At 49.4% G+C, this 26189-nt stretch carries 19 protein-coding genes; 5 read left to right on the top strand and 14 right to left on the bottom strand.

The genetic code is table 11. The features are described from left to right. Positions 1–14 precede the first annotated feature (14 nt). Both CBX96_RS01955 and erpA read left to right on the top strand, forming a co-directional pair. Positions 15–821, top strand: coding sequence for a DUF6776 family protein (locus CBX96_RS01955; RefSeq protein ID WP_109285517.1), 807 nt, complete (start codon positions 15–17; stop codon positions 819–821). Next, entirely contained in the window at positions 814–1164 is a 351-nt protein-coding gene (gene erpA, locus CBX96_RS01950; protein ID WP_011623639.1) for an iron-sulfur cluster insertion protein ErpA, read from the top strand. The genes CBX96_RS01955 and erpA overlap by 8 nt, the downstream gene beginning before the upstream one ends. 126 nt (positions 1165–1290) lie before the next feature. On the opposite strand, the gene CBX96_RS01945 is transcribed toward erpA, so the two are convergent. The 3 genes from CBX96_RS01945 to aqpZ all read right to left on the bottom strand — a co-directional run bounded on the left by CBX96_RS01945 (position 1291) and on the right by aqpZ (position 2998). Next, the gene (locus tag CBX96_RS01945) at positions 1291–1746 is read right to left on the bottom strand and encodes a hypothetical protein (RefSeq protein WP_109285516.1); all 456 of its coding nucleotides are present in this window, start codon (positions 1744–1746) and stop codon (positions 1291–1293) included. Positions 1747–1765: 19 nt separating this feature from the next. After that, on the bottom strand, positions 1766–2146 hold the full coding sequence (locus tag CBX96_RS01940) for a DUF2750 domain-containing protein (protein WP_011626909.1): 381 nt from the start codon (positions 2144–2146) through the stop codon (positions 1766–1768). Positions 2147–2302: 156 nt separating this feature from the next. Next, positions 2303–2998 (bottom strand): aquaporin Z, encoded by a 696-nt coding sequence (gene aqpZ / locus CBX96_RS01935; protein ID WP_089067249.1) that lies wholly within the window; start codon positions 2996–2998, stop codon positions 2303–2305. Between the two features lie 690 nt (positions 2999–3688). Between aqpZ and CBX96_RS01930 the strand changes: the two genes are divergently transcribed. Next, positions 3689–6712 (top strand): TonB-dependent receptor domain-containing protein, encoded by a 3024-nt coding sequence (locus CBX96_RS01930; protein WP_109285515.1) that lies wholly within the window; start codon positions 3689–3691, stop codon positions 6710–6712. Positions 6713–7328: 616 nt separating this feature from the next. On the opposite strand, the gene CBX96_RS01925 is transcribed toward CBX96_RS01930, so the two are convergent. Next, positions 7329–9737: a prolyl oligopeptidase family serine peptidase gene (locus tag CBX96_RS01925; RefSeq protein ID WP_109285514.1), complete on the bottom strand. Its 2409-nt coding sequence runs from the start codon at positions 9735–9737 to the stop codon at positions 7329–7331. Positions 9738–10045: 308 nt separating this feature from the next. Between CBX96_RS01925 and CBX96_RS01920 the strand changes: the two genes are divergently transcribed. Beyond that, the gene (locus CBX96_RS01920) at positions 10046–12196 is read left to right on the top strand and encodes a winged helix-turn-helix domain-containing protein (RefSeq protein WP_109285513.1); all 2151 of its coding nucleotides are present in this window, start codon (positions 10046–10048) and stop codon (positions 12194–12196) included. 9 nt (positions 12197–12205) lie between these two features. On the opposite strand, the gene CBX96_RS01915 is transcribed toward CBX96_RS01920, so the two are convergent. Together CBX96_RS01915 and CBX96_RS01910 are read right to left on the bottom strand one after the other, a co-directional pair. Further along, positions 12206–13315: an anhydro-N-acetylmuramic acid kinase gene (locus tag CBX96_RS01915; RefSeq protein ID WP_109285512.1), complete on the bottom strand. Its 1110-nt coding sequence runs from the start codon at positions 13313–13315 to the stop codon at positions 12206–12208. Positions 13316–13334: 19 nt separating this feature from the next. Beyond that, a complete protein-coding gene (locus tag CBX96_RS01910; protein ID WP_109285589.1) occupies positions 13335–14735 on the bottom strand; it encodes a peptidoglycan DD-metalloendopeptidase family protein in 1401 nt (466 codons plus the stop codon). Positions 14736–14862: 127 nt separating this feature from the next. Between CBX96_RS01910 and tyrS the strand changes: the two genes are divergently transcribed. Beyond that, positions 14863–16059 carry a tyrosine--tRNA ligase gene (gene tyrS, locus CBX96_RS01905; RefSeq protein WP_011626902.1) on the top strand — a complete coding sequence of 399 codons (1197 nt, stop codon included), beginning with the start codon at positions 14863–14865 and terminating at the stop codon, positions 16057–16059. Between the two features lie 152 nt (positions 16060–16211). Here tyrS and CBX96_RS01900 read toward each other — a convergent pair whose 3' ends face one another. From CBX96_RS01900 to gltB, 8 genes are all read right to left on the bottom strand, one after another. After that, a complete protein-coding gene (locus tag CBX96_RS01900; protein WP_109285511.1) occupies positions 16212–16640 on the bottom strand; it encodes a hypothetical protein in 429 nt (142 codons plus the stop codon). Between the two features lie 122 nt (positions 16641–16762). Then, complete coding sequence (locus CBX96_RS01895; RefSeq protein WP_086903126.1) at positions 16763–17254, bottom strand: nuclear transport factor 2 family protein; 492 nt, start codon at positions 17252–17254, stop codon at positions 16763–16765. Between the two features lies 1 nt (position 17255). Beyond that, positions 17256–17882: a trimeric intracellular cation channel family protein gene (locus CBX96_RS01890; RefSeq protein WP_109285510.1), complete on the bottom strand. Its 627-nt coding sequence runs from the start codon at positions 17880–17882 to the stop codon at positions 17256–17258. Then, positions 17879–18256: a DUF2721 domain-containing protein gene (locus tag CBX96_RS01885; RefSeq protein ID WP_011623626.1), complete on the bottom strand. Its 378-nt coding sequence runs from the start codon at positions 18254–18256 to the stop codon at positions 17879–17881. The genes CBX96_RS01890 and CBX96_RS01885 overlap by 4 nt, the downstream gene beginning before the upstream one ends. A gap of 55 nt (positions 18257–18311) precedes the next feature. Beyond that, positions 18312–19301, bottom strand: coding sequence for a cobalamin biosynthesis protein (locus tag CBX96_RS01880; RefSeq protein ID WP_109285509.1), 990 nt, complete (start codon positions 19299–19301; stop codon positions 18312–18314). A gap of 31 nt (positions 19302–19332) precedes the next feature. Next, positions 19333–20043, bottom strand: coding sequence for a 5'-methylthioadenosine/adenosylhomocysteine nucleosidase (locus CBX96_RS01875; protein WP_023266772.1), 711 nt, complete (start codon positions 20041–20043; stop codon positions 19333–19335). 247 nt (positions 20044–20290) lie between these two features. Beyond that, positions 20291–21697: an FAD-dependent oxidoreductase gene (locus CBX96_RS01865; protein ID WP_109285508.1), complete on the bottom strand. Its 1407-nt coding sequence runs from the start codon at positions 21695–21697 to the stop codon at positions 20291–20293. A gap of 6 nt (positions 21698–21703) precedes the next feature. After that, on the bottom strand, positions 21704–26152 hold the full coding sequence (gene gltB, locus CBX96_RS01860) for a glutamate synthase large subunit (protein WP_109285507.1): 4449 nt from the start codon (positions 26150–26152) through the stop codon (positions 21704–21706). Positions 26153–26189: the final 37 nt, after the last annotated feature.

Below are 26189 nucleotides of genomic sequence, written 5' to 3'. Positions count from 1 at the left end.
GGGGCTGTTACCTAATGCCAAATTATCATCGTTGGCTAGATCGGCTGCAAGTCATGGATCTAAAGTATCGTCCATCGACCAAGTATTTATTGTCCTTAGTCTTAGTGGCCTTTCTGTTAGGCGCTTGGGTAAGCTTTATTGTGCTCAACAGTGACGAGCCCGTCGTAAAGCATATTGGCGGCGGTAAACTGCAACGTGTCACCGCGGAACTTGAGGCGCAAACCCAGGAACTTGCGACACGTAATTTAGAATTATCTGTCGAGCGTGAAGCCAATGCGCAAATGCAGGATATGTTTGCGCAGCAGATGAAAAAACAAAAAGAGTTAGAGCGCGAATTAGCCTTTTATCGCAGTATCATGTCGCCGGATGACAATGCCGAAGGGGTGGCTATTCACGGTTTAGAAATGACGCCGGGCGCCTTAGCGGATGAATACAATTTAAAACTGATTTTGACTCAACTGCAAAAACGTAAGCAGGCGATTCAAGGTCGTACCGAAATCACCCTCATTGGTGTGCAAGATGGAAAATCCGTTGAGTTAAGTGTGAACAAACTCACGGGTTCTAAGCTCGAGTTTGATTTTCGCTATTTTCAGGTCATAGATACCAAAGTGAGTGTGCCTGCGGGATTTAACCTAGTGCAGGTTAAAGTCAAAGTTGTGGTGCCTTCGAGCCGCTGGACCAAAAATTCACAGACAGAACATGTCTATAGTGTCCCTGAGCTTTTACAGGGTGAAAAAGAACCGCGGGTAATACTTGAACAAAATAGTCAGGTAACGGATAATTTGCCCCAGAAAACTGATGTAAGAGGTAGTAATGACTGATCAAGCTGACGCAGCAATGCCTATCAAATTTACCGATGCGGCAGCCGCTAAGGTAAAGGGCTTGTTGGAAGAAGAGCAAAATCCTGCACTTAAGCTACGTGTGTACGTGACGGGTGGTGGTTGTTCTGGATTTCAGTACGGCTTTACCTTTGATGAAAAGGTCAACGAAGGCGACTTCACCGTTGAGAAGCAAGGCGTCCAATTGGTCGTCGATCCCATGAGCTTACAATACCTCGTTGGCGGTGAAGTGGATTACACTTCTGGCCTCGAAGGTTCGCGTTTCTTTGTGAAGAACCCGAATGCGACAACGACTTGTGGTTGTGGTGCAAGTTTCTCTGTTTAAGTTTGTTCTACGCATGTAGTGAACTGATATAGAAGATAAAAAAGCCGTCGAGATGACGGCTTTTTTGTTGGTCTTTCCAGTGTTGAAAGTACTGGCAAAGTAAGGCGTAATCGTCTTGCCTTGGAGTTAATTCATAATATTCAGATTAAGCTTGGGTTTAAACCAAGCCTTCACTTTCTTATCGAATGCCACCCACACCTGCAATAAAGATAAAACAATCAACACGATAAAAATCACGTAATCGGGCAGCTTTTCTTGCCACTCGCCAAGGTGCACAGTGGTAGGCCCAGCCACGAGATTGTCAGGATCATAAAGGATCACAGGTAACATGCTGACTAGCGCCAACTGCACTAAGGTGTAACCCCTTAACATAATCAGCCCAGCCTTTTGGCGACCGATAATCCCGAGCACCATCAATAGGGTTAACAGGCAGAAAAGTACCCCTTGTTTGGCGATTAAGCCGCTTACCGATGCTGCGACATAAAGTAGTAGCAAGGCAATTAAGCGTTTAGGTAAACGGGTTTTTGCCAAGGGCGGCGTAGCCTGAGTTGCCAAAGAGGATTCTTGCTCGCTCAGCGACATTGAGGTTTGCCCTTATTAATTAGTGGCTTTGTTTAGTGACTAAACGTTGATCTAATTCATAGGGTGGAATGACCACACCTAAGTCATCCTGTACTGGGAATACGGCAACAAACAGATCGTCGTCTTCCATGCCAGGAACCCATCTTTCATGCCATTCATCATAGGGAATCGCTAAGGTTTGGCATTCGCTCCAGTCATCGACTGCCCAAGACTCGGCCGCTTCTTCGGTTGGCCACATTGGGATGCAATCTTCATCTTCAGTGGTCAGCATGACGCAACCATCTTGGTCCTGTAGCGTCCATAACACTTTGTGTTGTTTAACTTGTTCAACGAGGTAATCGTAACGACCTTCTGGAGTCATGCCAGCGGCTTCTGCAAAGGTTTTAACAGTCTTGCTCATGAAAATATCTCTTATGCGTGAATAGGGCGAAGCCTGTCGTGCGACTCATGTATAGCGTCAGCACAGCAAAACTCACCAGTTGGCAAGATGGTAACATTAGAGCGGGGTTTGAAAAAGCACAACAGCGCCGCGAGGGCGCTGTTGCTAGCGGAGGAATTACTTAGCTGCGTTGAAATAACGGTAAATCACGCCGGCGAGAATGGCACCAAGGATAGGAGCGACCCAAAAAATCCACAGTTGCGATACGGCCCAATCGCCGACAAACAGCGCAGGGCCTGTACTGCGGGCCGGATTGACCGAGGTGTTTGACACGGGAATGCTGATCAAGTGGATAAGAGTTAAACACAGACCAATCGCAATAGGCGCAAAGCCTTTAGGTGCTCGCTCATCGGTCGCCCCTAAAATCACCAATAAAAAGAACAAGGTCATCACGATTTCGCAGATCAACACCGACATCATGCTGTAACCGCCGGGCGAATGTTCGCCAAAGCCGTTAGAAGCAAAGCCCGCCGCGAGACTAAAACCTTCTTGCCCTGAAGCTATGGCGTACAATACGCCTGCACCGACAATACCGCCCGCCACTTGGGCAATGATATAAGGCAGCAGTTCCGATGCCGGAAAACGTCCGCCAGCCCAGAGTCCAAAGGATACGGCGGGGTTTAAGTGGCAACCTGAAATATGACCAATGGCAAACGCCATCGTCAGAACTGTTAAACCAAAGGCTAACGACACCCCAAGTAAGCCTATCCCAACTTCTGGAAAGGCCGCCGCCAGAACGGCGCTGCCGCAGCCGCCGAGAACGAGCCACAGAGTGCCCAAAAATTCTGCCGCCATTTTTTGTGACATATTCATTGATTGATTTCCTATTCAGTCGATTTATGCCGATATACGCTTCGCGTTCTTTGAATAAATCCTTGTTTATCTTGCTGGTTAAGTCGAGCTAGATAAATAACCATTCCCTTAATTGATATGTTTGCGCGCCCAGAGTGTGCAGGCTTTGTACGGCCCTTACAGTGAGTCTGTTGTGTATTTACTGCTTAGTTAACAATCACTTTAGCGAGTTTAGATGACACAACTGTGATCAAGCATAGATGGATTTTTACATTGTGCATTTTTGATACGTGGCTTAATGCGCCAATGAGCGGCTTATTTTGGACATATTTGCCATTTGAGTTGGTTATTTACCAAGGCCGTATTGATGAAAATCAGTTGGTATGGGGGATTTTTTTGCGATGTTTTTTGAGGATTCAATAGTCGGTTTATTCTCTTTTTATGCAGCTAATATTCTGAAAATAAAAGAATAGATATTTAATAGATATAAAACGGGCAAAGAAACGAGTGGCATATCGTTGCCGCCCTTCACTCGGCAAAGTACAACGTTTTGGTTGCTGAAATGTTAATTGTGTTTTCTTGCTGTTGCTGGTTGGCAAGCCTACGGGTTTGACAATACATCGCAGCGATAAATGCACTTTTGGCGAGAACAAGTAACAGCTCCAAATAACAACAAGAATGGCTTGCGCTGTAAAAGTGAAGGTGGGAAGGATGAAGAAGAAATTATTAACCTTGGCAATCCAAGCTTCGATGTTTGGTATTGTTCCTTCGGTAGCTTGGGCTGCCGATCCAATTGAAGTGAATGCGGTGAATGAGAGCGCTAATCGGGTTGAAGTCGAGGTAGCGGATAAGCAAGAAAGCATCGAAAAAGTCACAGTCACGGGCTCGCGGATTAAACGCGACAGCTTTTCCCTGAGCACTCCATTGCAGGGCTTAGATGCGAAAGATATCGCCGATAGCGGTATTGGCTCATTGGCGGATATTTTAGTTGATCAAATTCCAGCGTTGTCGGAAGGCGTTAGCAGTACAAATAGCCAATCGAGCGTGCAAAATACGGGTCTTTCAACCATTGATTTACGTGACTTAGGCACAGATCGCACCCTGACCTTGATCGATGGTCGCCGCGTAGTATCAAACAGTTACAGCGGTAACTATGTCAGCTTAAGCACCATTCCAGCCGCTATGGTCGATAAGGTCGAAATCATTACCGGCGGGGCGTCGGCTGTCTATGGTTCCGATGCGATTGCTGGGGTGGTGAATATTATTACCCAGCAGAACAAGACGGGCTTTGAGATTAACGCACGTGGAGGTGAAACCACTGAAGGTGGTGGTCGTGAAACCACTGTCGATGTGGGTTATGGCACTGATTTTAATGGCAATAAAGGCTATATCTTCGCCAGTGCGACTTACGATAAGCAACATGGCTTATTTGCGACCGACAGGGAAAGAGCTCTGTATGAGTCAAGTTTTGCCTACGATGAAAAGCAAATGTGTAATGCCATGAACACGGTCGATGGCGACCTGTGTATGCGCGATATTACCCGAGACGATTGGCGCGAGCGCAGTAATGACATCGTCGGTGGCCGCTTTAAATCAAACTCTTGGTGGTACGATGGCACCGAGCTTAAAACCGACTTTAAAGAAGAACGTGATGGCTATAACGGTTACACCACTGGTTTATTAAAGGTCCCTGAGGATACCTTAGCCGCGGCGGTCAAAATGAATTATGACCTCAGCGACGATGTGCGCGCGAATGTGCAAGTGCAGTTTAGCCGCAATAATGCCTTTCGTCGTACCGATGCCGAAGGCCAAGACTATAACGACGCTGAACTCTATATCGACCCTGTGACGGGTCTCCCTGGCACTATCGCTGCGGGCAGTATTTCACCAAACAATCCTTATGTGCCAGCCGAAATTGCCGCGACAGCTGGCAAGAGCATCACTTGGGATCGCCGCTTCCAAGAAGTAGGCCCCGTTGAGAGCGATAACGAGCGCACCACTTTGCGTACTTGGGCGGGATTGCAGGGCAACCTATTTGAAACTTGGACCTGGGATGCCTCACTGGGTTACGGGAAGTTTGAACAGCGTCAGCGCCGCAGCAATGAAATCAGTATTCGTCGTCTGCAATATGCTCTGGATGCTGAATACGCCGCCGATGGTGTGACTATCCAATGTGCCAGTGAAGAGGCTAGAGCCGAGGGCTGTGTTCCCGTCAATATCTTTGGTGAAGGCTCAATCAGCAAGGAAGGGGCGGACTATATTCGCGCCAATCCTTATATCAATACGGATATCACGCAATTTAATGCCCTAGGATTTATCTCAGGTGAATTGTTTGAATTGCCCGCGGGTGGTGTGCAATCGGCATTCGGGGTCGAATATCGCCGTGATACTCAAGCCGTCGATACCGATAAAGCGATGCGTGGCGATGCGATTACCTTTAACGACGTGCCGCCCTTTGAAGGGGATGTGACCGTATGGGAAGCCTTTGGTGAAGCGAATCTTCCTTTGTTAAGGGATGAGGCTTTTGCCAATAAGCTTGACCTAGACGTGTCATTGCGTCTTGCGGATTACAGCCAGAAAAACATCGACTTAATGTCGAGCTATCGCGCGGGGATCCTGTGGGAGCCTATTGCCAACTATGCCCTACGTGCTAACTACTCTCGCTCGCAACGTGCGCCGAATATTACAGAACTTATCTCGCCACCCCGTGGAGATTACGACAGTATTCGCGATATTTGTGATGGGGTAACAGCAACCTCAACTGGGGCTGGGCATGATAGTTGTCGCCAAGATCCTGGTATTGCAGCCGCAATTGCGACTAACGGTGTCTTTGAGGATGAGGGTGGTTCTAAATATTCGCCGAATGCTGGTAACGAAAACCTCACCGAGGAAACCGCGGATACCTATACCTTAGGCTTTACCATGGCGCCAGCCTTCCTCGAAGGCTTTAATTTGGCGGTCGATTATTACGATATTAAAGTCACCGATGCCATTGGTTCATTAAGCAACGAGGATATTCTGGCTGAATGTTATAACTCGAGTAATCCCTATGGCGCCGATAACGAGTACTGTCAGGTCATCAGCCGTGATACTGAAGGGCAAATCACTCAGGTTATCCAACAGGAACAGAACTTGAATGACATTGTCACCCGTGGTGTTGATATCGCCATGGCCTACGAGTGGCAGTTAGACGGATACGGTGAACTTAGCTTAAAAACTAACTGGACCCATGTGTTGGAATTTAGCACTAGCTATTACGGCGCCGATGGTTTAGTTGAAGATGACTATGTGGGTGAGCTTGCCAGCGGGATTTTTGAGGACAGAGGCGCAATTTCATTAACCTGGAGCAATGATGATTGGCGTGTTCGTTGGAGCGCTAAGTATAAGAGCGCCATGGTCGATAGCCACGATAGAGTTGAAGAGTGGAATGTGCTGAAGGCCGAAAACCAAGCCAAACTCGATGCGGGTGATGCCAGTGCGGTGGCTAATCCCGAAACGCCAGCATTCCTATTCTACAGCTCGTATATCACCCACGATTTGTCGGTGTCTTACACTATGGACGTGAGTCAGGCTGAATTACGTTTATACGGCGGTGTGCGTAATATTTTCGACAATCAGGGTCCTTGGGTTGCCGACACTGGTGATTTAGTCGAAACGGGTAATGGTAACTACAGCAGCGCCTATGGCGGTGGTGTGGGACGTTATGCTTACCTAGGTGCAGAGCTTAAGTTCTAATATCGTTGAACTGATACTAACCACTTAAGTTTGCTCAACCGCATGTGGCTCCCTGCATGCGGTTTTTTTATTGCCAATCACCGTTAGACGCGCATATCAATCAGTTCATCGTAATCAGTTCATCGCAATAAGTTCGTCGCAATAGGTTTGGTGCATGTAGCAAGCCATAAACTGGAGAGGCTAAAACTCAGCTTTTACTGGTTTTAGACTACGGTAATTAACTTAAACTCTTAACTCTGGTGTTTAGATTAAGATTTTAAAACAATCACTTAACAAAGGCGTTTAACACAAGAACCTTGCTCGCGCGCTACATATAAGCTCCTCACATAGGCGAATGCTCTACGGGTGCTTTGAGTGAGAAAAACAGAACATAAAGTCAATCGACTAACGGGAAATAGTCAAAAGCTCTAAGAGTCAAAAGCTCTAAGAGACAAAGGCTAAAGATTCAGAGATTAAATGCATCAGTGAGGGGAGATACTCTCTTGAATACTGAATTAACACAGTATTTAGGGATAAGTGATAGCAGTAACTTGTTAAGCGATTGGCGGCTTATTATGCCGCCAATCCTTTGATGGGATGTACTTGTGGAATGCTAAGCGTTATTAAGCTGATTGGCTCACAGGTTCGTGGACGGCAGATTTGCCTTTAAGAACTGGCTTTGTTCCCAGAGCAAGTGTTCTAGGGATTCCTTAGCCGCATAACTGTGTCCTTCAAATGGCAGGATAACTAATCTTGCTTTACCGCCAAGGCCTTGAATAGCATCGAACAAACGCTCAGATTGCAGCGGGAAAGTGCCTGAGTTTTGATCCATCTCACCGTGAACTAATAGCAAAGGTGATTTGATGTTATCGGCGTAATTAAACGGTGACATTTGCTGATAAATATCATTGGCTTGCCAGTAGTAACGCTCCTCATTTTGAAACCCAAAAGGAGTGAGACTGCGATTATAGGCACCACTACGGGCAATGCCTGCATAAAACAAATCCGTATGGGCGAGCAAGTTTGCCACCATAAAGGCTCCGTAGGAGTGTCCACCCACCGCGATTTGTTTGCGATCGGCAATGCCTAAATCCACCAAGGTATCGACAGCCGCCTGTGCGTTGGCAATGAGTTGCTCGCGAAAGCTGTCATTGGGCTCTTTACCCCCTTGAGCGATGATGGGCATAGAGACTTTATCAAACACCGCAAAGCCTTCGGCGACTAATGGGATTGGGCCCCTAGGGCTGATGCTGGGATATTGATTGGCGCTAAAGCTAATTTGGCCCGCGACATCGGGATCGTTAAACTCCCGCGGATAGGCCCACATTAACACAGGTAGGGTGCCTTGCTCCTTGGTGTAATTGGCGGGTAAGTAGAGAGTGCCAGACAGGGGCACGCCATCGGCTCTTTTGTAGGTGATAAGCTGCTTCTGCATTCCCCGATACGCACTCAGTTCATCGGCCTGTTGGTAGAGCACACTTTCTTTGACACCATCGATTAAGACAAGGCTTGGGGCTTCAGTCGGGCTTTCACGGTTAATAATCAGCTGTAATGGCTCAAGATTGAGCACGTAGCGCACCGACTCTAATTGCTGGGCTGGCGATTGCCAAAGCAGTGACGACTCACCCGTCAGTAATGAGGTGCGCTTTAAGAAAGGCTTATCCCCCTGTGGCGATGCCCCTTGGCCGTAGTGAATAAGCCCTGCGGTTTGCGCCTGCTGCAGGCGGATCACATGCCCTTTGCCTTGGATGTATTCTCTGGAGAATGTTCCAAGTTCTTGATATTTATCGCGCAGATTACGCTCGTTCAACGTTTGTAGGCGACTTTCTCCAAGGTGGGTGTCTAGGCTACTCAGTCGCAGTAACTGTGCTTTGCTATTGCGCTGGGTCACTAAGGCGATGTTGTTTTCCGCCCAGTCGATATCGATGATCCGCCAAGGGGTTTTGGCGATGAGTTTGGCCTTTTGGGTAAAGGGGGCATCGAGTTGCCATAGACTATCCCGTAGCGGCGCCTCCTGCTGGCTATCGCCCTGATCTAGAGCTTCGGTAAAGGCTAAGGTTGCGCTTCGCCCTTGAACCCAATGGAACTGGCGTGGGCCTGGGAGCACTGAGTCTCCTCCTTGGGGCTTTGATTCTCCACTCTGGCTGTGGTGCAGTTGCGTTATGCGTTGGCCATCAAGATTATAAATCTCTGTTAAGGTTGGAAAATCATAATACTTTACTTGGGTTGAGAAGGGTGTGGTCAGCTGATGGGTTAAAATATAGCGCCCATCGGGTGACACCGAAAAATCCTCAAAAATACCCGGCGCAGCGATAGTTGTCAGCTTGCCATCTAAATCCATTCGGGCCAATTGACTGGTCGTCAGTTGGCTAAAGCGTTGTTTGTCAGCGCTGGTTTTCAATAAGTCCTGATAGGTGCGCTGCGGGCTTTGTTTGCCTGAGGTTTCCTTGGTTTTCGGTGCGTAAACGGCCTGAGCCATGCTTGTGTTGGCATTGGAGGCTACCACAAAGCGAGCGAGTAGACTGTTATTGTTAGCCCACTGATAATCAAGGCTAATCGTGCCATTCAATCGGTTGTCTGACAGGCGCTTGTGGCTATCTTGAGCGAGGTTGTAAACATATAAGTAACCGCCCTCTGGCGTTATGCTCACATAGGAGAGATAGCGACTGTCGGGGGAAAATTGCAGCTCGGTGATATCGTGGCCACCGGGCAAGCTTATCAACCGCTGCCGCTTGTCTTGAATATTAATCAGCCTGAGTTGGTGGTAGCGCTGGGTGATGCGACTCGGTAAATATTGCTCGGCGGCGATACGTAATCCTGCCAACTTTTGCTCTGGCTGGGCCAGCGTGGCAATGCTCGGCGCCGAAATCGGGCTGAGTAATGCCAGCCATTGATGATCGTTTGAGAGTCGAGTCGTGAGATTGCTACTGTGGCTGATGGTTTGCTGTAATGCGGGAGACGGTTTCTGGTAGTCCTGCGCTAAGATTTTGGGGGCAAACAGCGGGCACAACATCATGCCGATGCAAATCAAGGCAAAGCGAAGCATATCTAGGTCCCTAAGATGTGACTCACGCCCGCACTACGCATTCGTAAACAGGTGTAAGACGTTGAGGTTTATGTTGTTATTGGTCATGCAGTTGTAATCAATCTGTTGCTTGGTCGCAATCGGCTTTGGCTCGTTTCTATATTGTTTAAATCTCTATTTTAGATTTGTTACTTACTAATCTTTTGAATTTTAAATAGTTAGTTGAACTCATTCGTTTGCTAACTAGGCTCAGTCTTAGGTAGTATCTAGCCTGATGATGTACTCATTCCCGTAACCATAAAAAGACGAATAGCGAAGGTGTGAGAAAAATGAAGGATAAGAGTAAGTTGAGTTTTTGCTTAGGAAGTTGTCGCATTGACCCTTCCGATAACTCAATTTCATTTCAAACGCAGGGGCAGGAAAGTGCTCAACAGGAATCGGCTAAGGTGTCACTTCAACCTAAGTTTATTGAAGTGCTTAGCTATCTCGCCCTGCGTCATCCTCATGTTGTGACCCGTGACGAGCTGATCGATAAAGTCTGGGAGGGCAATGCTTACGTTGGCACTAAGGCACTCACGAATGCCATTTGGCATTTACGTCAGCAATTATCGCCACTGGAGCTTGAAGGCGGCGTGATTGAAACCGTGCGTAAAGCCGGTTACCGCTTGTTATTACCGCCGGTGTATGACATTGCCGATGAGACTGATGACGATAAACTGCAGACCACAGAGGCGAAGTTACAGCACACCACACGACGCCTGTATTGGATGGCGAGTCTGATGGGGGCGGTCATGCTAGTGGCCGGTCTCTTTATGGGGGTGCATCTGTATCAAGATAAACAGCGGATGACAGAAACTCAAATCACAGTGCTTACGCGGGATCCGGGCTCTGAGCGTTACCCTAGGTTGTCCCACGATAGGCGTTGGCTTGTGTATGGTGCGAGTCGCCCCGGAGTGACATCCAGTCTGTATCTTAAAGATTTTAAACGTGAAGATGTCCCCGCCCGCCAGTTAACGCCTTCCACATCGGCAGAGCTTCGCGCAGTGTGGAGCTTAGATGACACTAAGTTGTTTTTTGCCTCCCGCATCCATGGCACGGGGAAATGCCATATCACTCAGTTGACTCTTGCGACCAACGAGACCCTTGCCTTAGCGCCCTGTAGTAGCGATATGGCGGCCATAGATATTTCTCCCGACGGTCAATATCTTGCTTATATCTCCTCCCATGAGGCGGATAAAGTGGGGGGGATTTACCGTTTAGCTTTGGCAAATGCGGACGCTAAGGCTGAAAGATTATCCTGCGAAAGCCAGTGTAATTATGAGGATAGAGATTTAGCCTTTAGCCCTGATGGTCGCTGGCTCGCGATAGCGAGGCGCTTTAGTAATATCTCTGAGGATATTTTTATTCGCGACTTAGCCAGTGCCAATGAAACACGTTTAACCCATGGGTTAGAAGATATTCGCGGCTTGAGTTGGACGCCTGATAGCCAGTCGCTGGTTTTTGCCACCGAAGATTCTGGCAGTCGCAACGGTTTTACTATCGATATTGAAACGGCCCATATTCGCCCACTCGATGTGGAGGGCATGAGCTATCCCAGTAGCGTATCCGATGAGGGCGAGCTGGTTTATCACCAGTATCGTCGTCAATTCCAGATGGCGTATTTTTCCCTCGGTGAATCCGTGCCCGGCAGCTTGTTTCCGCTGCTGTATTCCGGCATTAGCCACCGCAATCCCGATTATTCCCCTGAGGCGAAACGGATAGTATTTGTCTCCAGCGATACGGGCTATAACGAGATTTGGACTTCGGATGCCAAAGGGCAAAAGCTGGAGCAACACACCCAGCTTAAGTCGCGTGTCGCTTATCCGCGTTGGTCCCCCGATGGTAGCAAAATCGCTTTTATCGCCCCCGACGATCGCAACGAAGGTAATCGTATTTTTATTTTAGATTTAACCAATAAGAACATTACCGCCTTAGCCTCGAGTTATCACAATCATGGCCGCCCCAGCTGGAATTGGCAGGGGACGGCGGTGTTGGCATCAACCAGCGATGGCATCACTGAATTCCATTTGGACAATAGTGCGCCTAAGGTGATTAGTCCGCTGAGTATGGCGGTGGGCTTTGCAAAATCGGCCAACGAATTTGTATTTAGTCGCTACGGAATGAATGGACTCTGGCAGATAGACCTCACGCAGCCCGAACAGGTGCAAGAGATTATCCCGGGGAAGGTGTTTCGCGCGGGCAATAACTGGGTGCTTACGTCACACGGTGTGTATTTTAAGTCGAGCAATGGTAACGAGCAGCGGCTTAATTTTTGGGAGGCGAGTAGTCATCAGCTGACATCACTCCTAAGGGTTCCCCGCTCTAGCCTAAGCGGCTTTGGCTCCATGACCTATATTCCGGAGTCAAACCGCTTAGTGATGACGCTCGATGGCTTTCCGCAGCGGGACATCATACTGCTTAAACACAAGCTACTTAAGTAGGTTTGAGTTTTACTTAGCGCTAAAGCGTCCGCCCAATACCGCTTCGCGCGAAGCGCCTGTCACCGCAGGTAGGTTAGCGGGTAAGCCTAAATTGTGACGCATTGCGAGCCACGCAAAGGCGATGCCTTCGGCCCATTTAGGGTCGACACCGAGTGCTGAGGTGGTATCTATGTGATAATCCGGCAGTAGCGCCGCTAAGCGCTGCATTAACTCGGTATTAAAGGCGCCGCCACCGCAGACAAATAACTCTCCCACTGGGGCGAGTTTAAGGATGTCGCGGGCGATACTGTGGCAGGTTAAATCGAGTAATGTCGATTGGATATCTTCTTCATCCAATTGATTAAACTCTGATAATTGCTGTTCTAACCAAGCCTGATTAAACAATTCACGCCCCGTGCTCTTGGGATAGGCGAGGGAGAAATAAGGGTGCGACAGCAATTGCGCCAATAGCTGTTGGTCGGTGTTGCCCGAAGCGGCCCATTCGCCGTCTTTGTCATAGGGCTCATTTTTCACTTGCTGGATCCAGGCATCAATCAGCGTATTGCCAGGCCCTGTGTCGAAGCCTAGGACCTCTTCACGATTCCCGGTCAGATAGGTGATATTGGCAATGCCGCCAATATTGAGGATCACGCGCTTTTTACCCACTTGGGCAAAGGTTTGCTGGTGGAAGGCGGGCACTAAGGGCGCGCCTTGGCCACCTAAGGCAATGTCTTTACGGCGAAAATCGGCAATCACATCGATGCCAGTCTCGGTTGCAATGGTATTTGGGTCACCAATTTGCAGGGTAAAACCTACCTCAAGATTTGGCATGTGGCGCACGGTTTGGCCATGGCTACCAATGGCAATGATGTCTTCTTTGGCTATCTGGGCTTTGGTAAGCAAGTTATTGACGGCGAGGGCAAATAATTTACCCACACTGCGGTCAAGGCGACCAAGGCGGTTGATTTCATCATTGCCAGGCAGGCATAAGCGCTGCAATCCCTTAAGTAAATGGCTTGGAATCGCCTCGGTATGCGTTGCGATAAGCTGTGGCTGCTCGCCCGCAAAGTCGACTAACACCGCATCGACGCCGTCCATGCTGGTGCCAGACATCAGTCCAATATAATAAGCCTTGTTCATGTAGGGGATCCGTCCGTCGTTATTGCATCGCCAATTGGGTTTGCTTGTTCTGTGAAATGCTAGCCATCAACTGTTTGCTGAGCGCATCGAATTGTGGCTTTTCTTTACGGGCAATCGATTCGGCCTTAGGTAAATCAACCGTTCTTGGATTACGGTGTACGCCATTAACGATAAATTCATAGTGTAGGTGAGCGCCGGTGACGCGTCCTGTCTTACCTAAGGTGCCGATAATTTGCCCCTGCTTAACGCTAGCCCCTTTACTGACGTTGCGTTTGGTCAAATGCAAATACTTAGTCGTGTAGGTATCGTTGTGCTTAATGAACACATAGTTACCGTTAAATTGATTGTAGCCGGATTCGATAACTCGGCCATTACCCGCCGCCTTAATGGGGGTACCAATGGCGGCAACATAGTCAACGCCGCGGTGAGCCTTAACTTGCCCCGTCACAGGGTGTAGGCGTTTCGGGTTGAAGTTAGAGCTGACGTATTTAAAGTCGACCGGTGAGCGCAGGAAGGCCTTACGCATGCTAGTGCCGTTTTCGGAGTAATAGTTGCCGTCGGTATAGCGAATCGCAGTGTAGCGCTCATCTTGGTTGATAAACTCGGCGGCGAGGATATTGCCGTTACGTAAAAACTCGCCTTCGGCATATTCCTGCTCGTAGATAATGGCGAAGCTGTCGCCTTCACGTAAATCCAAGGCAAAGTCGATATCCCAACCAAACACGGTCGAGAGCTGCATAATTTGGTTTGCGTTTAAACCCGCATCGACGGCGGCATTCCAGAAGTTACTCTTGATTTTCGCACTGGTGAATTGGGTGCGGATTTCAATGTCCTTTTCGGAGATTTTCTCGGAATACTTATCTTGATCCTTAGTGATCACTAAAGTCGATACCGCATCGACACGGTAGCGGACTTCGGTTAAATCGCCCTTAGCATCCTTTGAAATCACGATTTCTTCGCCGGGGATGATTTTTAACAGATTCTGTTTGGCGAGTGGCAACTGGGTAATTTCATACACATCTTTGCTGGTGAGTCCTGCGCGCTCAAATACGGCGGCTAAGGTATCGCCATTTTTCACATTAAAATGTTCAACGTCCCTATGGTGGGCGCTCTCTAAGGTTTCGCTGGCGGGCACATTGCCTGCGGCTAAGGCGTCGGCCGAAGATAACGGCGTGGCGTTGGTAGATGCATCTTGCGATTGGCCCTCAACACCTTCTGGACGCTCTGGTGAGCGAAAGGCTAAGGGAACATCGTAACGGGTATTGACTTGAGCTTGGTCTGCGACACCTTGAGTTTGTCTTGAAGCTTGCGCTTCTTCAGAGGGAAAGAGCAGGGTTATCGTAGTGATAACCGAAAGAATGCTGAGGAGAATTTGATGCTTTTTAGGCAGCAATTTAAATAACGTTATAACCTTTCCCATGTGACGCCGATACCGATTACCTAAGGCTTGAATAATCCCGTTAGTGTACACACTTTCAATTGTGGTGGCTAACAAGTAACATAAGTCTCCTCATTTTATGATCATGGCCTTAGGAGTCCCCGCCGAGATGGCTGATTTAGACCAAGTATTAGCAGAAATTAGACGTGGTACCGATGAGATCCTACTCGAATCGGATCTGCTGGAAAAACTCAAAGAAGGACGTCCACTTCGTATCAAGTTAGGCGCTGATCCTACCGCACCGGATATCCATCTTGGACACACAGTAATTTTAAATAAATTAAGATTATTCCAAGAGTTAGGTCATGAAGTCATTTTCTTAATTGGTGACTTTACCGGTATGGTGGGTGATCCAAGTGGTAAAAACAGCACGCGTCCACCCCTCACCCGTGAGCAAGTATTAGCCAACGCTGAGACCTATAAAGAGCAGGTCTATAAAATTCTGGATCCTGCAAAAACCCGTATCGAGTTCAACTCGAGCTGGTTAGAGCCATTAGGCGCAGCGGGGATGATCCGTTTAGCCTCGCAGCAAACCGTTGCTCGTATGATGGAACGTGACGACTTTAAGAAGCGTTATGCTTCGGGTCAGTCGATCGCTATCCACGAATTTATGTACCCACTTTTACAGGGTTATGACTCAGTTGCCCTGAAGGCCGACGTTGAATTAGGTGGAACCGACCAGAAGTTCAACCTGTTGATGGGCCGTGAGTTACAAAAAGCCGAAGGCCAAAAACCACAAGCCGTGATCATGATGCCACTGCTTGAAGGTTTAGACGGCGTGAAGAAAATGTCTAAATCGGCGCACAACTACATTGGTGTGAGTGAGCCCGCCAATGAAATGTTTGGCAAGATCATGTCGATTTCTGACGAATTAATGTGGCGTTACTTTGAGCTGCTGTCATTCCGTCCTTTGGCCGAGATTGAACAGTTCAAACAAGATATCGCCAACGGTGCTAACCCGCGTGATACCAAGATTGCGCTCGCGAAGGAAATCATCGCGCGCTTCCACGACCAAGCGGCGGCCGAGAGTGCCCATCAAGCCTTTATCGACCGTTTCCAAAAGGGCGCTATCCCAGATGATATCCCTGAGGTTGAATTAGCGGCGGGTGAAGGCTTAGCGATTGCTAACTTACTTAAAGATGCCGACTTAGTGGGTTCGACTTCCGATGCGATGCGTATGATCAAGCAAGGCGCGGTGAAGATGGACGGTGAGAAGGTTGACGATAGCCGTATGACCTTAAGCGCTGGCACGGTTGCCGTATTCCAAGTCGGTAAGCGTAAGTTCGCGAAAGTGACTCTGGTTTAAGCTGAATCGGATGTCACCATGTGACTACAGCCAGTGAGTGTTTAAACGGTTAATAAGTACTTACCAAGCAGTAAAAAGAGCGCCTAAGGGCGCTCTTTTTATATCTGCATTTTATCTCGATAGCTTAAGAGACTGTGCTTAAGGTGCAGTGCTTAAGGTGCTGTGCTGGCCTTATGCTCGCCGATATTACATCTGTCGGTACCGAAATGCTGACCATCGCGACACTTCCACGCCAGTTGGGCGGAATCCACTTGCCAGCGTTGGGCACTCTTCTTAAGCGACAAAATTAACAGCATTTGTGGGTGCTGCTGCGACAACTCGCTCACTTGATAGGTGAACACGCCATTCTTCGTTGGTTGAGTACGAACAAGGGTAAATTTTTTACCCGCATATTGGCTGCTGATGGCGGTGGGATCTTCGCTCCAAGCTTGATGTTGCTCTTGTGCGGCCCGCAGTTGCTGGTTGAAATGGCTTACGGGTTGCACCGCGTAGGACACAATAATCGGCTGCTGCGCCTGTGCGTGGGGCGCGAGCATTAGGCCATTCAGGGCGAGTAGGGCAATCAGTCCAAACAACTTCATACAAACCTCATTGAAACGAAACGACCCGTGGGCATAGGATGCCGCACCTCAGTCGTATTGACTCATTGCAGGTTTCGACTCGTTTTGAGGGCTCAAGTTTCAATAAAAGCTAAATTTTGTGACTACTGCATCGCTAATTGGTCTGACATGGTCTGGTAATCAATCAGATCCACATGCTCTGTGACCCTGTGATTACGCATATCAAGCTTAAGGCTAGTGACCCCAGGAATGGCGACATCAATAATTTTTCCGGGTTTACCAAACTGCTCGCCGGGCCCTTTAAAGTGATAGTTACCAATCATCACCACGAGGGAGCCTGCGTTATACATATGCTCGATATTGAAATCATATTCGAGTACACCTTCGTGGGCGCGCTCAAAGAAGTCGATAATAAACCGCCCACCCGTGTATTTACGATTGGCGGTTTTATCGAAGAAGACGGTATCACGGTTATAGAATTTGCCGAGTGTTTGATAGTCGTGCTCGGTTAGCGCGTTCATGTATTTTACGGCTAACTGCTGTTCTGCTGGCATTTCCCCTGAGTTAGCGTGTACAGACGCAGGAAACAAGGCCGGAACCCAAATAAGACAGACTAAAAGACACAATATTCGCAAACTATTCCCTCTTGGTTTTGAGATCAAAGGCGGGTAACGACAAATGCCATTTGATGGCGCATAGGCGAATAATTAAGGCACTGGTCATGGCTAAAAATAGTGCCGTTTTTTCGCCCATCCCGTAGGCAAGGCTTACGGTATAACCTATGCCGCCAATAATCGACGCAGTGGCATAGATTTCTGTGCGTAACACCATAGGGATTTGTCTGCACAGTAAGTCTCGAATAATGCCTCCTCCAACGCCCGTGATCAAGCCCATCACGACGGCAATCATGCCACTGAGTCCCATATTGAGGGCTTTTTCGGCACCAATCACAGTGAATAGGGCCAAACCTAAGGCATCGGCGACCGGCAGCGTATATTGAGGCATCTTGCGGGGACGGCGCACCAACAGCAAACAAGCTAGGACTGTGGCGAGTATGACAATGATGTAGTTTGGGTCGCGGATCCAAAACATGGGCGTGGCGCCTATCAGCGCATCGCGAATACTGCCACCGCCGACCGCAGTCACCGAGGCCAGTACGATAACGCCAAAGGGATCCATACGGTGACGACCTGCGGCTAAGGCGCCGGAAAGGGCAAATACCGCTGTGCCACATAAATCGAAGAAGTAAATCCAGTGACTCATTTACTCATCTCTTTGATGTGGATGTTTAGCGCGTCCACAGAGATACGAATTTCTATCACAGATAAAATCAGTGAATAGAGTAGCAGTAATAAGCTGGCACCGAAGATCACTGAGCCCGTCTTATTAAAACCGATATAAATGAAAATCATACAGAGCACGCACAGGGCAAAGCTGGATACGCCAGCCTCCTGCATGCGGCGAATAATCCGGATCCGTTGGCTTAAGTTTTTAATCTGATCCTTATGCACGGGTTTATCGCCGTTACTGAGCTGACGTATCAGTGCTGCCAGTGCAAAGAAACGGTTGGTATAGGCCAGTAATAGCAGTGAGATTGCCGGAAATAGCAAGGCGGGAGTTGTTAATGAAACATGCATGTTTTCGAACAAGATAGTCAGCCTTTAACCCAATGTTAAGATTAAAGGCATCATATCACAGGGTTTGTAGCCAGCGTAAACCCGCCCAAATGATAGGAAGTAAGGTAATAAAGCTAAACCAGATAGCACAGGCCCGCGATGTCAGTTTTACCGCGGGGGCAATCATTTCTTGGTGTGGCTGTGGCCCATGGGCAATCTTAGCCACATCAATACGCTGTCCCGAAAACTTCTGTGGTCCACCCAATTCAATGCGTAAAATGTTTGCCACTAAGGACACGCTCATCACATAACCCCGCAGGGCAGGATGATTTTTAGAGGTGCGAAACAGCATTGCTAAGGCCTTGGGGCCGCCCTGAATCGCAATCGACAGACTCCATAACCAAGCAGGGATCGCCAGCAGCGCCGTAGAAATAACGTGCACCGAACTGCAAAAGTGTTGGTACTTAGGTTGAATGGGCGGCCAACTGAGTTCGAGTTGTTTAATCATTCTGACCGCCAGCACCATAGGGGCGCCTGCGATCGCAAAGAAGAAGATGGTCGATGCTGTGCCGTAAATCGGCGCGGTAGCGAGCTTTTCTATGGTGGCCTTGGTTAAACCAACTTCCGACAGACTATCGGTATCACGGACAATCCACGGCTGTAATAGCTTTTTTGCGCTGGCATTATCCTCGCGCTTCAATGCTTTAGCGATTTCGTCGGCGACTTGGCTAAAGCCTGCATCCGTCAAACACAGATACAGAACTAAAAACTCAAAGAACCAAGGGAAGGCGGCGAGTTCGAGTAAAAAAGTGATAATCGCCCAAAAAGGAAATACCAGCAGCAACATGGCTAAAAAGCCAGCGGTTGCCTGTTGGCTAGGGGCGCGCCCGGGGCGATTGACTTTGGCGGCGAGCTGTCTGGCTAAGTGACTAAACCAAATCAGTGGTTGCATTTCCCTTGGCAATGGCGCTAAACGCGCCAGCAATAAAGCAAAGAAAAGTACCAAGAAGCCCTCAAACAAAGCGCCATCAATTTCGACAAGTTGTTGATAAAAAGAACTGTGCATCAGGTACTTTCCGCAATCATGCTTTAGTCAATTACTTTACTGAGTTTGGATCTAATTGCTCAAGCAGCAACATTACCATTAGTGCCGAATGGTAACCTGCCTTCACAATGTAAGAATCAAAATCGACCGGTGAGTCGTTGTTGGCGTTGTCAGAGAGCGAGCGGATCACCACGAATGGCACGCCGAACTGATGGCAAACTTGGGCAATTGCCGCGCCTTCCATCTCACAGGCCGCCATGGTTGGGAAGTGCTCTAACATGATTTTGGTACGTACTGGGTCGCAAATAAAGCTATCGCCAGTACAGATTAAGCCTTCAATCGCTTTCACTTCGCCTAATTGTGCGATGGCCTTATTGGCCGCTTCGACTAAGTATGGCGCCGGAATAAACGCTGCGGGTTGCTGCGCCATTTGGCCAATTTCGTAACCAAATGCGGTGACATCCACATCGTGGTGGCGCACTTCGGATGAAATCACGATATCGCCAATCGACAGTGAATCGACAAAACCACCCGCAGAACCTGTGTTGATTACCGCATCGGGGGCGTATTTCTCAATCAGCAGCGTGGTGGCAATACTAGCGGCGACTTTGCCAATACCAGAGCGCGTCACTACAACGTCTTTGCCCGCTAAGGTGCCAGCGATAAATTCAATACCTGCAATCGTTTGCGAAGAGGCGTTTGTCATAGCCGCAATAAGATGGGCAACTTCTGGCTCCATTGCGCCAATAATACCAATTTTCATGGGAGACCCTTTTGATTCAACTGAATGTGTGATGCCACTAAAAGAGTGGGATAACAGAATGGCGGCTAATATACCACAGTTATGCTTTGACGTTATTGTGGGATTGCGATTGCTTGATTGGGGTGGGATAAAACGCGCGGAAGGTAAAAAAATGCGCACCCTAAGGTGCGCCAAAATTCACAAGCAAATGGTGGACTCGTGGGTACGAGTCCGAGACTCACAGGTACAGCGGTACAACAAAAAACAATTAATCTAAGTAGTTAAGAATACCTTGCGCGGCATCACGTCCTTCGGCAATTGCGGTCACAACCAGATCCGAGCCACGGACCATATCGCCGCCAGCAAATACTTTTGGATTGGTGGTTTGGAATGGGTTATCGGCCTGTTTACTGGCTTTTACTCGGCCCCATTGGTCGAGTTCAATGCCGTAATCGGCAAACCAAGGCGCAGGGCTAGGTTGGAAACCGAAGGCGATAATTACCGCATCGGCATCGAGTAACTGCTCGCTGCCTTCAATTGCTTCGGCACGTTGACGGCCACTCGCATCGGCTTTACCCATTTGGGTTTCAACGCATTCCACACCCACCACTTTACCGTCCTGGGTTTTAATCGCCACGGGTTGACGGTTAAACAGGAAGTTCACTCCCTCTTCACGGGCGTTTTGCACTTCGCGGCGTGAACCCGGCATGTTGGCTTCATCACGGCGATAGGCACAAATCACACTGCTGGCCCCTTGGCGCACGGCGGTGCGAACACAGTCCATGGCGGTATCACCACCACCGAGGACCACCACGCGCTTACCGGCAAGATTGAGGTAAGGGGTGTCTGGGCTTGTGCTGCCCATCAGGTGATGGGTATTGCCAATCAAGTAGGGCAGGGCTTGGTACACGCCTTGGGCATCTTCGCCCTCAAGGCCCGCTTTCATGGCGGTGTAGGTTCCCATACCGAGGAAGACGGCATCGTATTCCTCAAGCAGTTGGTTAAAGGCAACATCCTTACCCACAGTGACGCCCAGTTTGAACTCGATGCCCATGCCTTCTAACACTATGCGGCGAGTTGCCATCACGGCTTTATCCAGCTTAAAGGCGGGAATACCGTAGGTCAGCAGGCCACCAATCTGGGGATACTTATCAAACACCACAGCCTTAACCCCATTACGGGCAAGAATATCGGCGCAGCCTAAACCAGCAGGGCCAGCGCCCACAATCGCGACCTTTTCCTTGCGTGGCGTGACCTTACTCATATCTGGACGCCAGCCTTGGGCAATGGCGGTATCAGTAATATATTTCTCCACATTACCGATAGTCACGGCGCCAAAGTCGGCGTTTAGGGTACAAGCGCCCTCACAGAGTCTGTCCTGTGGACAGACGCGGCCGCAGATCTCGGGCAGGGTATTGGTTTCATGGACTAAGTCCGCCGCCTCCATGATCCGGCCCTGTTGCGCCAGTTTCAGCCAGTTGGGAATATAGTTGTGCAGCGGGCATTTCCACTCACAATAAGGGTTGCCGCAATCGAGGCAACGGTCCGCCTGTTCAGTCACCTGAGCTTGAGCAAAGGGCTGATAAATCTCAATAAACTGAGTCGAACGCTTTGCTGCAGGGTGTTTAGTTGGGTCTTTACGACCCACTTCAATAAATTGAAAATCGTTACTCATCTGCTATTACCCCGCTTTAACTGCTAGTTCCGGGCTCGATTGCTCTAATTTGAGCAGATCTGCAACGGCGATATTTTTCGGTTTCACTAAAACAAAGCAATCTAACCAGTTGGCGAAGTCGCTTAAGATCATCTTCGCGTGCTCACTGCCGGTTTCGGCCACATGTTCTTCAATCAAGCCTTTCAAATGCTGTTGATGAATAGGTGACTCGAGTTTTTGGGTATCGACAAGCTCGTTATTCACGCGGCGGTTAAAGCGGCCAAATTGGTCGAAGACATAAGCAAAGCCGCCCGTCATCCCTGCGCCGAAGTTGACCCCAGTTTTACCGAGCACGACAACGATACCGCTGGTCATGTATTCGCAGCCGTTATCGCCTAAGCCTTCAACTACGGCAATGGCGCCCGAGTTACGTACCGCGAAGCGTTCACCCGCTTGACCCGCTGCGAAGAAGCGTCCGCCAGTCGCGCCATACAGACAAGTGTTACCGACAATCGCGCTGCGCTCGCTCTGGAATGGACTGCCTAGCGGTGGATAAATCACAATCTTGCCGCCCGACATGCCTTTACCGACATAGTCGTTGGCATCACCGCAGAGCTTGAGTTCAAGACCTGGGCTGTTCCATACCCCAAAGCTTTGGCCGGCACTGCCATTAAAGCTGAGTTTAATCGGTGCCTTAGTGCCTTTAACGCCAAGGGTGGTAGCGATATAGCCCGACAGGCGTGCGCCTACTGAGCGGTCAGTGTTGTTGATACTGTAAGCAGCATCGAAACACTCGCCCTTATCGACCGCATTCTGACACTCGTTGAGCAGATGTTGGTTGAGCAAGCCTAAATCCGCTGGTGGATTGGTTTCCTGCCAGGTGCGCGAGGTGCTGGCTCTGACCTTAGGCTGATACAGGATCGGCGCTAAATCGAGTCCACGTTGCTTATCGGTCTGGCCTTCCAAGGTATGTAGCCACTCACTGCGGCCCACTAAGTCTTCGAACTTGCTGACCCCTAGCGTTGCCATCCACTCGCGCACTTCCTCGGCGACAAACTCAAAGTAAGTCATCACTCGCTCTGGTAAGCCGTGGTAGTGGTTATCGCGCAGTTTCTTGTCCTGAGTTGCGACACCAGTAGCGCAGTTGTTCAGGTGGCAAATACGCAGGTACTTACAACCTAAGGCAATCATAGGCACAGTCCCGAAACCGAAGCTCTCGGCGCCGAGTAAGGCCGCCTTGATAACATCGGTTCCGGTTTTTAGGCCGCCATCGACCTGCAAGCGGATCTTATGGCGCAGGCCATTTTCCACCAGAGATTGATGCACTTCGGCAAGGCCGAGTTCCCATGGGCTGCCAGCGTATTTCACCGAGGTGATAGGGCTCGCGCCCGTGCCGCCATCGTAGCCAGAAATAGTGATCATATCGGCGTAGGCTTTTGCTACACCGGTGGCGATAGTGCCGACACCTGGCTCAGACACTAACTTCACGGAGATCAGTGCCTTGGTATTGATTTGTTTTAAATCGAAAATCAGCTGGGCTAAGTCTTCGATAGAGTAAATATCATGGTGCGGTGGTGGTGAAATCAAGGTTACACCTGGGCGCGCGTGGCGCAGCCCTGCAATTTCCACACTCACCTTATGGCCTGGCAGTTGTCCGCCTTCACCGGGTTTTGCGCCCTGTGCGACTTTAATCTGCAACACATCGGCATTGACTAGATAATGGGCGGTTACCCCAAAACGTGCCGACGCAATTTGTTTAATCGCCGAGTTACGTTCGGTATTAAAGCGGCGAGCATCCTCACCACCTTCGCCCGAGTTGGAGCGACCACCTAAACGGTTCATGGCGATGGCTAATGCCTCATGGGCCTCGGGGCTTAGGGCGCCGATACTCATGGCCGCACTGTCAAAGCGCGGGAATAAGTGGCTGGCAGCTTCAACTTTATCCAGTTCAATTGCGGCTTGGTCAGCTTTAATGCCAATCAAATCCCTTAGGGTGGCAACCGGGCGGTTATCGACTAATTCGGCGAACTTCTTGTAGGTCGCAAAATTCTTGTCGATTAATGACGCCTGCAGCGTGTTGACCACATCAGGGTTGAAGCAGTGGTACTCACCGCCATCTACGTATTTGAGTAAACCGCCTTGTGGTAGCGGCACATGGGCGCGGTAAGCGGCCTTATGCAGCAGCGCTTGATCTTGAGCGATATCCTCAAAGCTGGCGCCTTCGATGCGGCTCACCACCCCTTTAAAGCAGAGTTCAATTACATCGCTGGCAATACCAATGGCCTCAAACTGTTGGCTACAACGGTAGGAGCCGACGGTGCTGATCCCCATTTTCGACATGATTTTACGCAGGCCCTTCTCGATGCCGTAGCGGAAGTTCAGCATCAACGCCGTGGTATCGGTCAGTTGATGGCGTTTCGCTAGATCTGAGATTGATTCATACACTAGATACGGATAAATCGCCGTGGCACCAAAGCCGAGCAGCACCGCAAAGTGGTGCGGATCCCGCGCCGATGCGGTCTCAACAATGATGTTGGTATCGCAGCGCAGGCTCTTGCTGACCAGCATTTGTTGTACTGCGCCGACTGCCATGGCCGCTGGGATCACCTGCGCCGATTTATCAATCGCACGGTCGGATAAAATCAGCAGCGTAGTGCCACTGCGGGCTAAACGCTCGGCTTCCGAGGTGATGCGGCGGATAGCGTGTTCTAAGCCTTCCTTCGGATCGTAGTTTAAATCGACGATATTGGCGCGATAGTAAGTGCTATCTAATCCGAGTAATTGATTGAAATCACTGAATAATAATATCGGGGAGTTGAACATCACTCGATAGGCATGGCCAGTGGTTTCGTTGAAGAGGTTTTGCTCGCGGCCGATACAGGTCGCCAGAGACATCACGTGCTTTTCACGCAGCGGATCGATAGGCGGGTTAGTGACTTGAGCGAATTTCTGTCGGAAATAGTCATAGAGCGAGCGTGACTTTTTCGACAATACGGCCATTGGCGTATCGTCGCCCATGGAACCTGTCGCTTCTTCGCCTTGTTTTGCCAGCACCCAAATCACTTGTTCAAGCTCTTCGCGGGTGTAACCAAATTGCTTTTGGTATTGCAGCAGTTGCTCAGGGCTTAATTCGCTGGCGCCATGTTGCTCCGTTGCTAACTGCTCGGCTGGTACCAGAGTACGGCTGTTTTTCGCCATCCACTCTTTATAGGGGTGGCGACGCTTAAGGTCGTTATCGATTTCGAATGACTGGTACAGACGACCATTGAGTGTATCTAACACTAACAGCTCACCTGGGCCGACGCGGCCTTTTTCAATCACTTCATCGGCGGCGTAGTCCCAAATGCCCACTTCGGAGGCGAGGGTGAGGATACGATCTTTGGTGATCACATAACGTGATGGACGCAAACCGTTACGATCCACTGCGCAAGCGGCGTGGCGACCGTTGGTCATTACGATACCCGCTGGGCCATCCCAAGGTTCCATATGCATGGAGTTAAAGTCATAGAAGGCTTTTAGCTCATCATCCATCTCTGGGTTACTCTGCCATGCTGGCGGAATAAGCAAACGCATGGCGCGGTATAGGTCCATACCGCCTGAGAGCAGCATCTCGAGCATATTGTCGAGGGAGGATGAATCGGAGCCCGTTTCATTCACAAAAGGTGCCGCCTGTTGTAAGTCGGGCAGCAGCGGTGAATTAAACTTGTAGGCACGGGCACGGGCCCATTGGCGGTTACCGGTAATAGTGTTGATCTCGCCGTTATGGGCAAGATATCTAAAGGGCTGAGCGAGTGGCCATTTAGGTGAAGTATTGGTTGAAAAGCGTTGATGGAATAAACAAATAGAGCTCTTCAAACGGATGTCGGCAAGGTCAGGATAGAATGCGGGCAAGTCGGCAGGCATCATCAAGCCTTTGTAGACTATGACTTGGCCTGAAAGACTCGCAACATAAAAGTCTTTATCGTCAGTAATTTGTTGCTCTAAACGGCGGCGAGCCATGTAGAGGCGACGCTCAAGATCTTTCTCACGCCAGCCAATCGGGGCGTTGATCAGTACTTGATAGATTTGCGGCAGGCTCGATTTACCAATCTCACCCAATACCTCAGGATTGACGGGGACTTTACGCCAGCCAGCAATGCTTAAGGTTTCACGCTCGAGTTCGCGTTCGAGAATAAACTTGGCTTGGTCGGCCAGTTCTTCATCTTGACTTAAAAACAACATGCCCACGGCGAATTTACGGCTCAGGTGCCAGTCATTTTCCGCGGCAATGGCTTCAAAGAATTGCAATGGTAGCTGCATTAATAAACCACAGCCGTCCCCAGTTCGACCGTCAGAGGCGATACCGCCACGGTGTTTCATGCGATCGAGGCCATGGATGGCGGTGCGCACGATACGATGGCTGGCTTCGCCATCCATTTGTGCAATCAAGCCAAAACCACAATTGTCCCGCTCAAAACTGGGATGATATAAGCTCATACAAAAACCTCCCTTGACCTCAACGAAATTACTACTC

It is taken from the genome of Shewanella sp. BC20 (assembly GCF_003129585.1).
In the GTDB taxonomy this organism is placed as follows: domain Bacteria; phylum Pseudomonadota; class Gammaproteobacteria; order Enterobacterales; family Shewanellaceae; genus Shewanella; species Shewanella seohaensis.
The sequence above is the reverse complement of the archived record's forward strand: the minus strand, read 5'-3'. Positions and strand labels throughout refer to the sequence as shown.

What these genes read in the sequence shown, in the direction of transcription:
- CBX96_RS01955 (WP_109285517.1), top strand. Translation starts at nt 15, where the DNA reads ATGCCAAATTATCATCGTTGGCTAGATCGGCTGCAAGTCATGGATCTA.
- erpA (WP_011623639.1), top strand. Translation starts at nt 814, where the DNA reads ATGACTGATCAAGCTGACGCAGCAATGCCTATCAAATTTACCGATGCG.
- CBX96_RS01945 (WP_109285516.1), bottom strand. Translation starts at nt 1,746, where the DNA reads ATGTCGCTGAGCGAGCAAGAATCCTCTTTGGCAACTCAGGCTACGCCG.
- CBX96_RS01940 (WP_011626909.1), bottom strand. Translation starts at nt 2,146, where the DNA reads ATGAGCAAGACTGTTAAAACCTTTGCAGAAGCCGCTGGCATGACTCCA.
- aqpZ (WP_089067249.1), bottom strand. Translation starts at nt 2,998, where the DNA reads ATGAATATGTCACAAAAAATGGCGGCAGAATTTTTGGGCACTCTGTGG.
- CBX96_RS01930 (WP_109285515.1), top strand. Translation starts at nt 3,689, where the DNA reads ATGAAGAAGAAATTATTAACCTTGGCAATCCAAGCTTCGATGTTTGGT.
- CBX96_RS01925 (WP_109285514.1), bottom strand. Translation starts at nt 9,737, where the DNA reads ATGCTTCGCTTTGCCTTGATTTGCATCGGCATGATGTTGTGCCCGCTG.
- CBX96_RS01920 (WP_109285513.1), top strand. Translation starts at nt 10,046, where the DNA reads ATGAAGGATAAGAGTAAGTTGAGTTTTTGCTTAGGAAGTTGTCGCATT.
- CBX96_RS01915 (WP_109285512.1), bottom strand. Translation starts at nt 13,315, where the DNA reads ATGAACAAGGCTTATTATATTGGACTGATGTCTGGCACCAGCATGGAC.
- CBX96_RS01910 (WP_109285589.1), bottom strand. Translation starts at nt 14,735, where the DNA reads ATGGGAAAGGTTATAACGTTATTTAAATTGCTGCCTAAAAAGCATCAA.
- tyrS (WP_011626902.1), top strand. Translation starts at nt 14,863, where the DNA reads ATGGCTGATTTAGACCAAGTATTAGCAGAAATTAGACGTGGTACCGAT.
- CBX96_RS01900 (WP_109285511.1), bottom strand. Translation starts at nt 16,640, where the DNA reads ATGAAGTTGTTTGGACTGATTGCCCTACTCGCCCTGAATGGCCTAATG.
- CBX96_RS01890 (WP_109285510.1), bottom strand. Translation starts at nt 17,882, where the DNA reads ATGAGTCACTGGATTTACTTCTTCGATTTATGTGGCACAGCGGTATTT.
- CBX96_RS01885 (WP_011623626.1), bottom strand. Translation starts at nt 18,256, where the DNA reads ATGCATGTTTCATTAACAACTCCCGCCTTGCTATTTCCGGCAATCTCA.
- CBX96_RS01880 (WP_109285509.1), bottom strand. Translation starts at nt 19,301, where the DNA reads ATGCACAGTTCTTTTTATCAACAACTTGTCGAAATTGATGGCGCTTTG.
- CBX96_RS01875 (WP_023266772.1), bottom strand. Translation starts at nt 20,043, where the DNA reads ATGAAAATTGGTATTATTGGCGCAATGGAGCCAGAAGTTGCCCATCTT.
- CBX96_RS01865 (WP_109285508.1), bottom strand. Translation starts at nt 21,697, where the DNA reads ATGAGTAACGATTTTCAATTTATTGAAGTGGGTCGTAAAGACCCAACT.
- gltB (WP_109285507.1), bottom strand. Translation starts at nt 26,152, where the DNA reads ATGAGCTTATATCATCCCAGTTTTGAGCGGGACAATTGTGGTTTTGGC.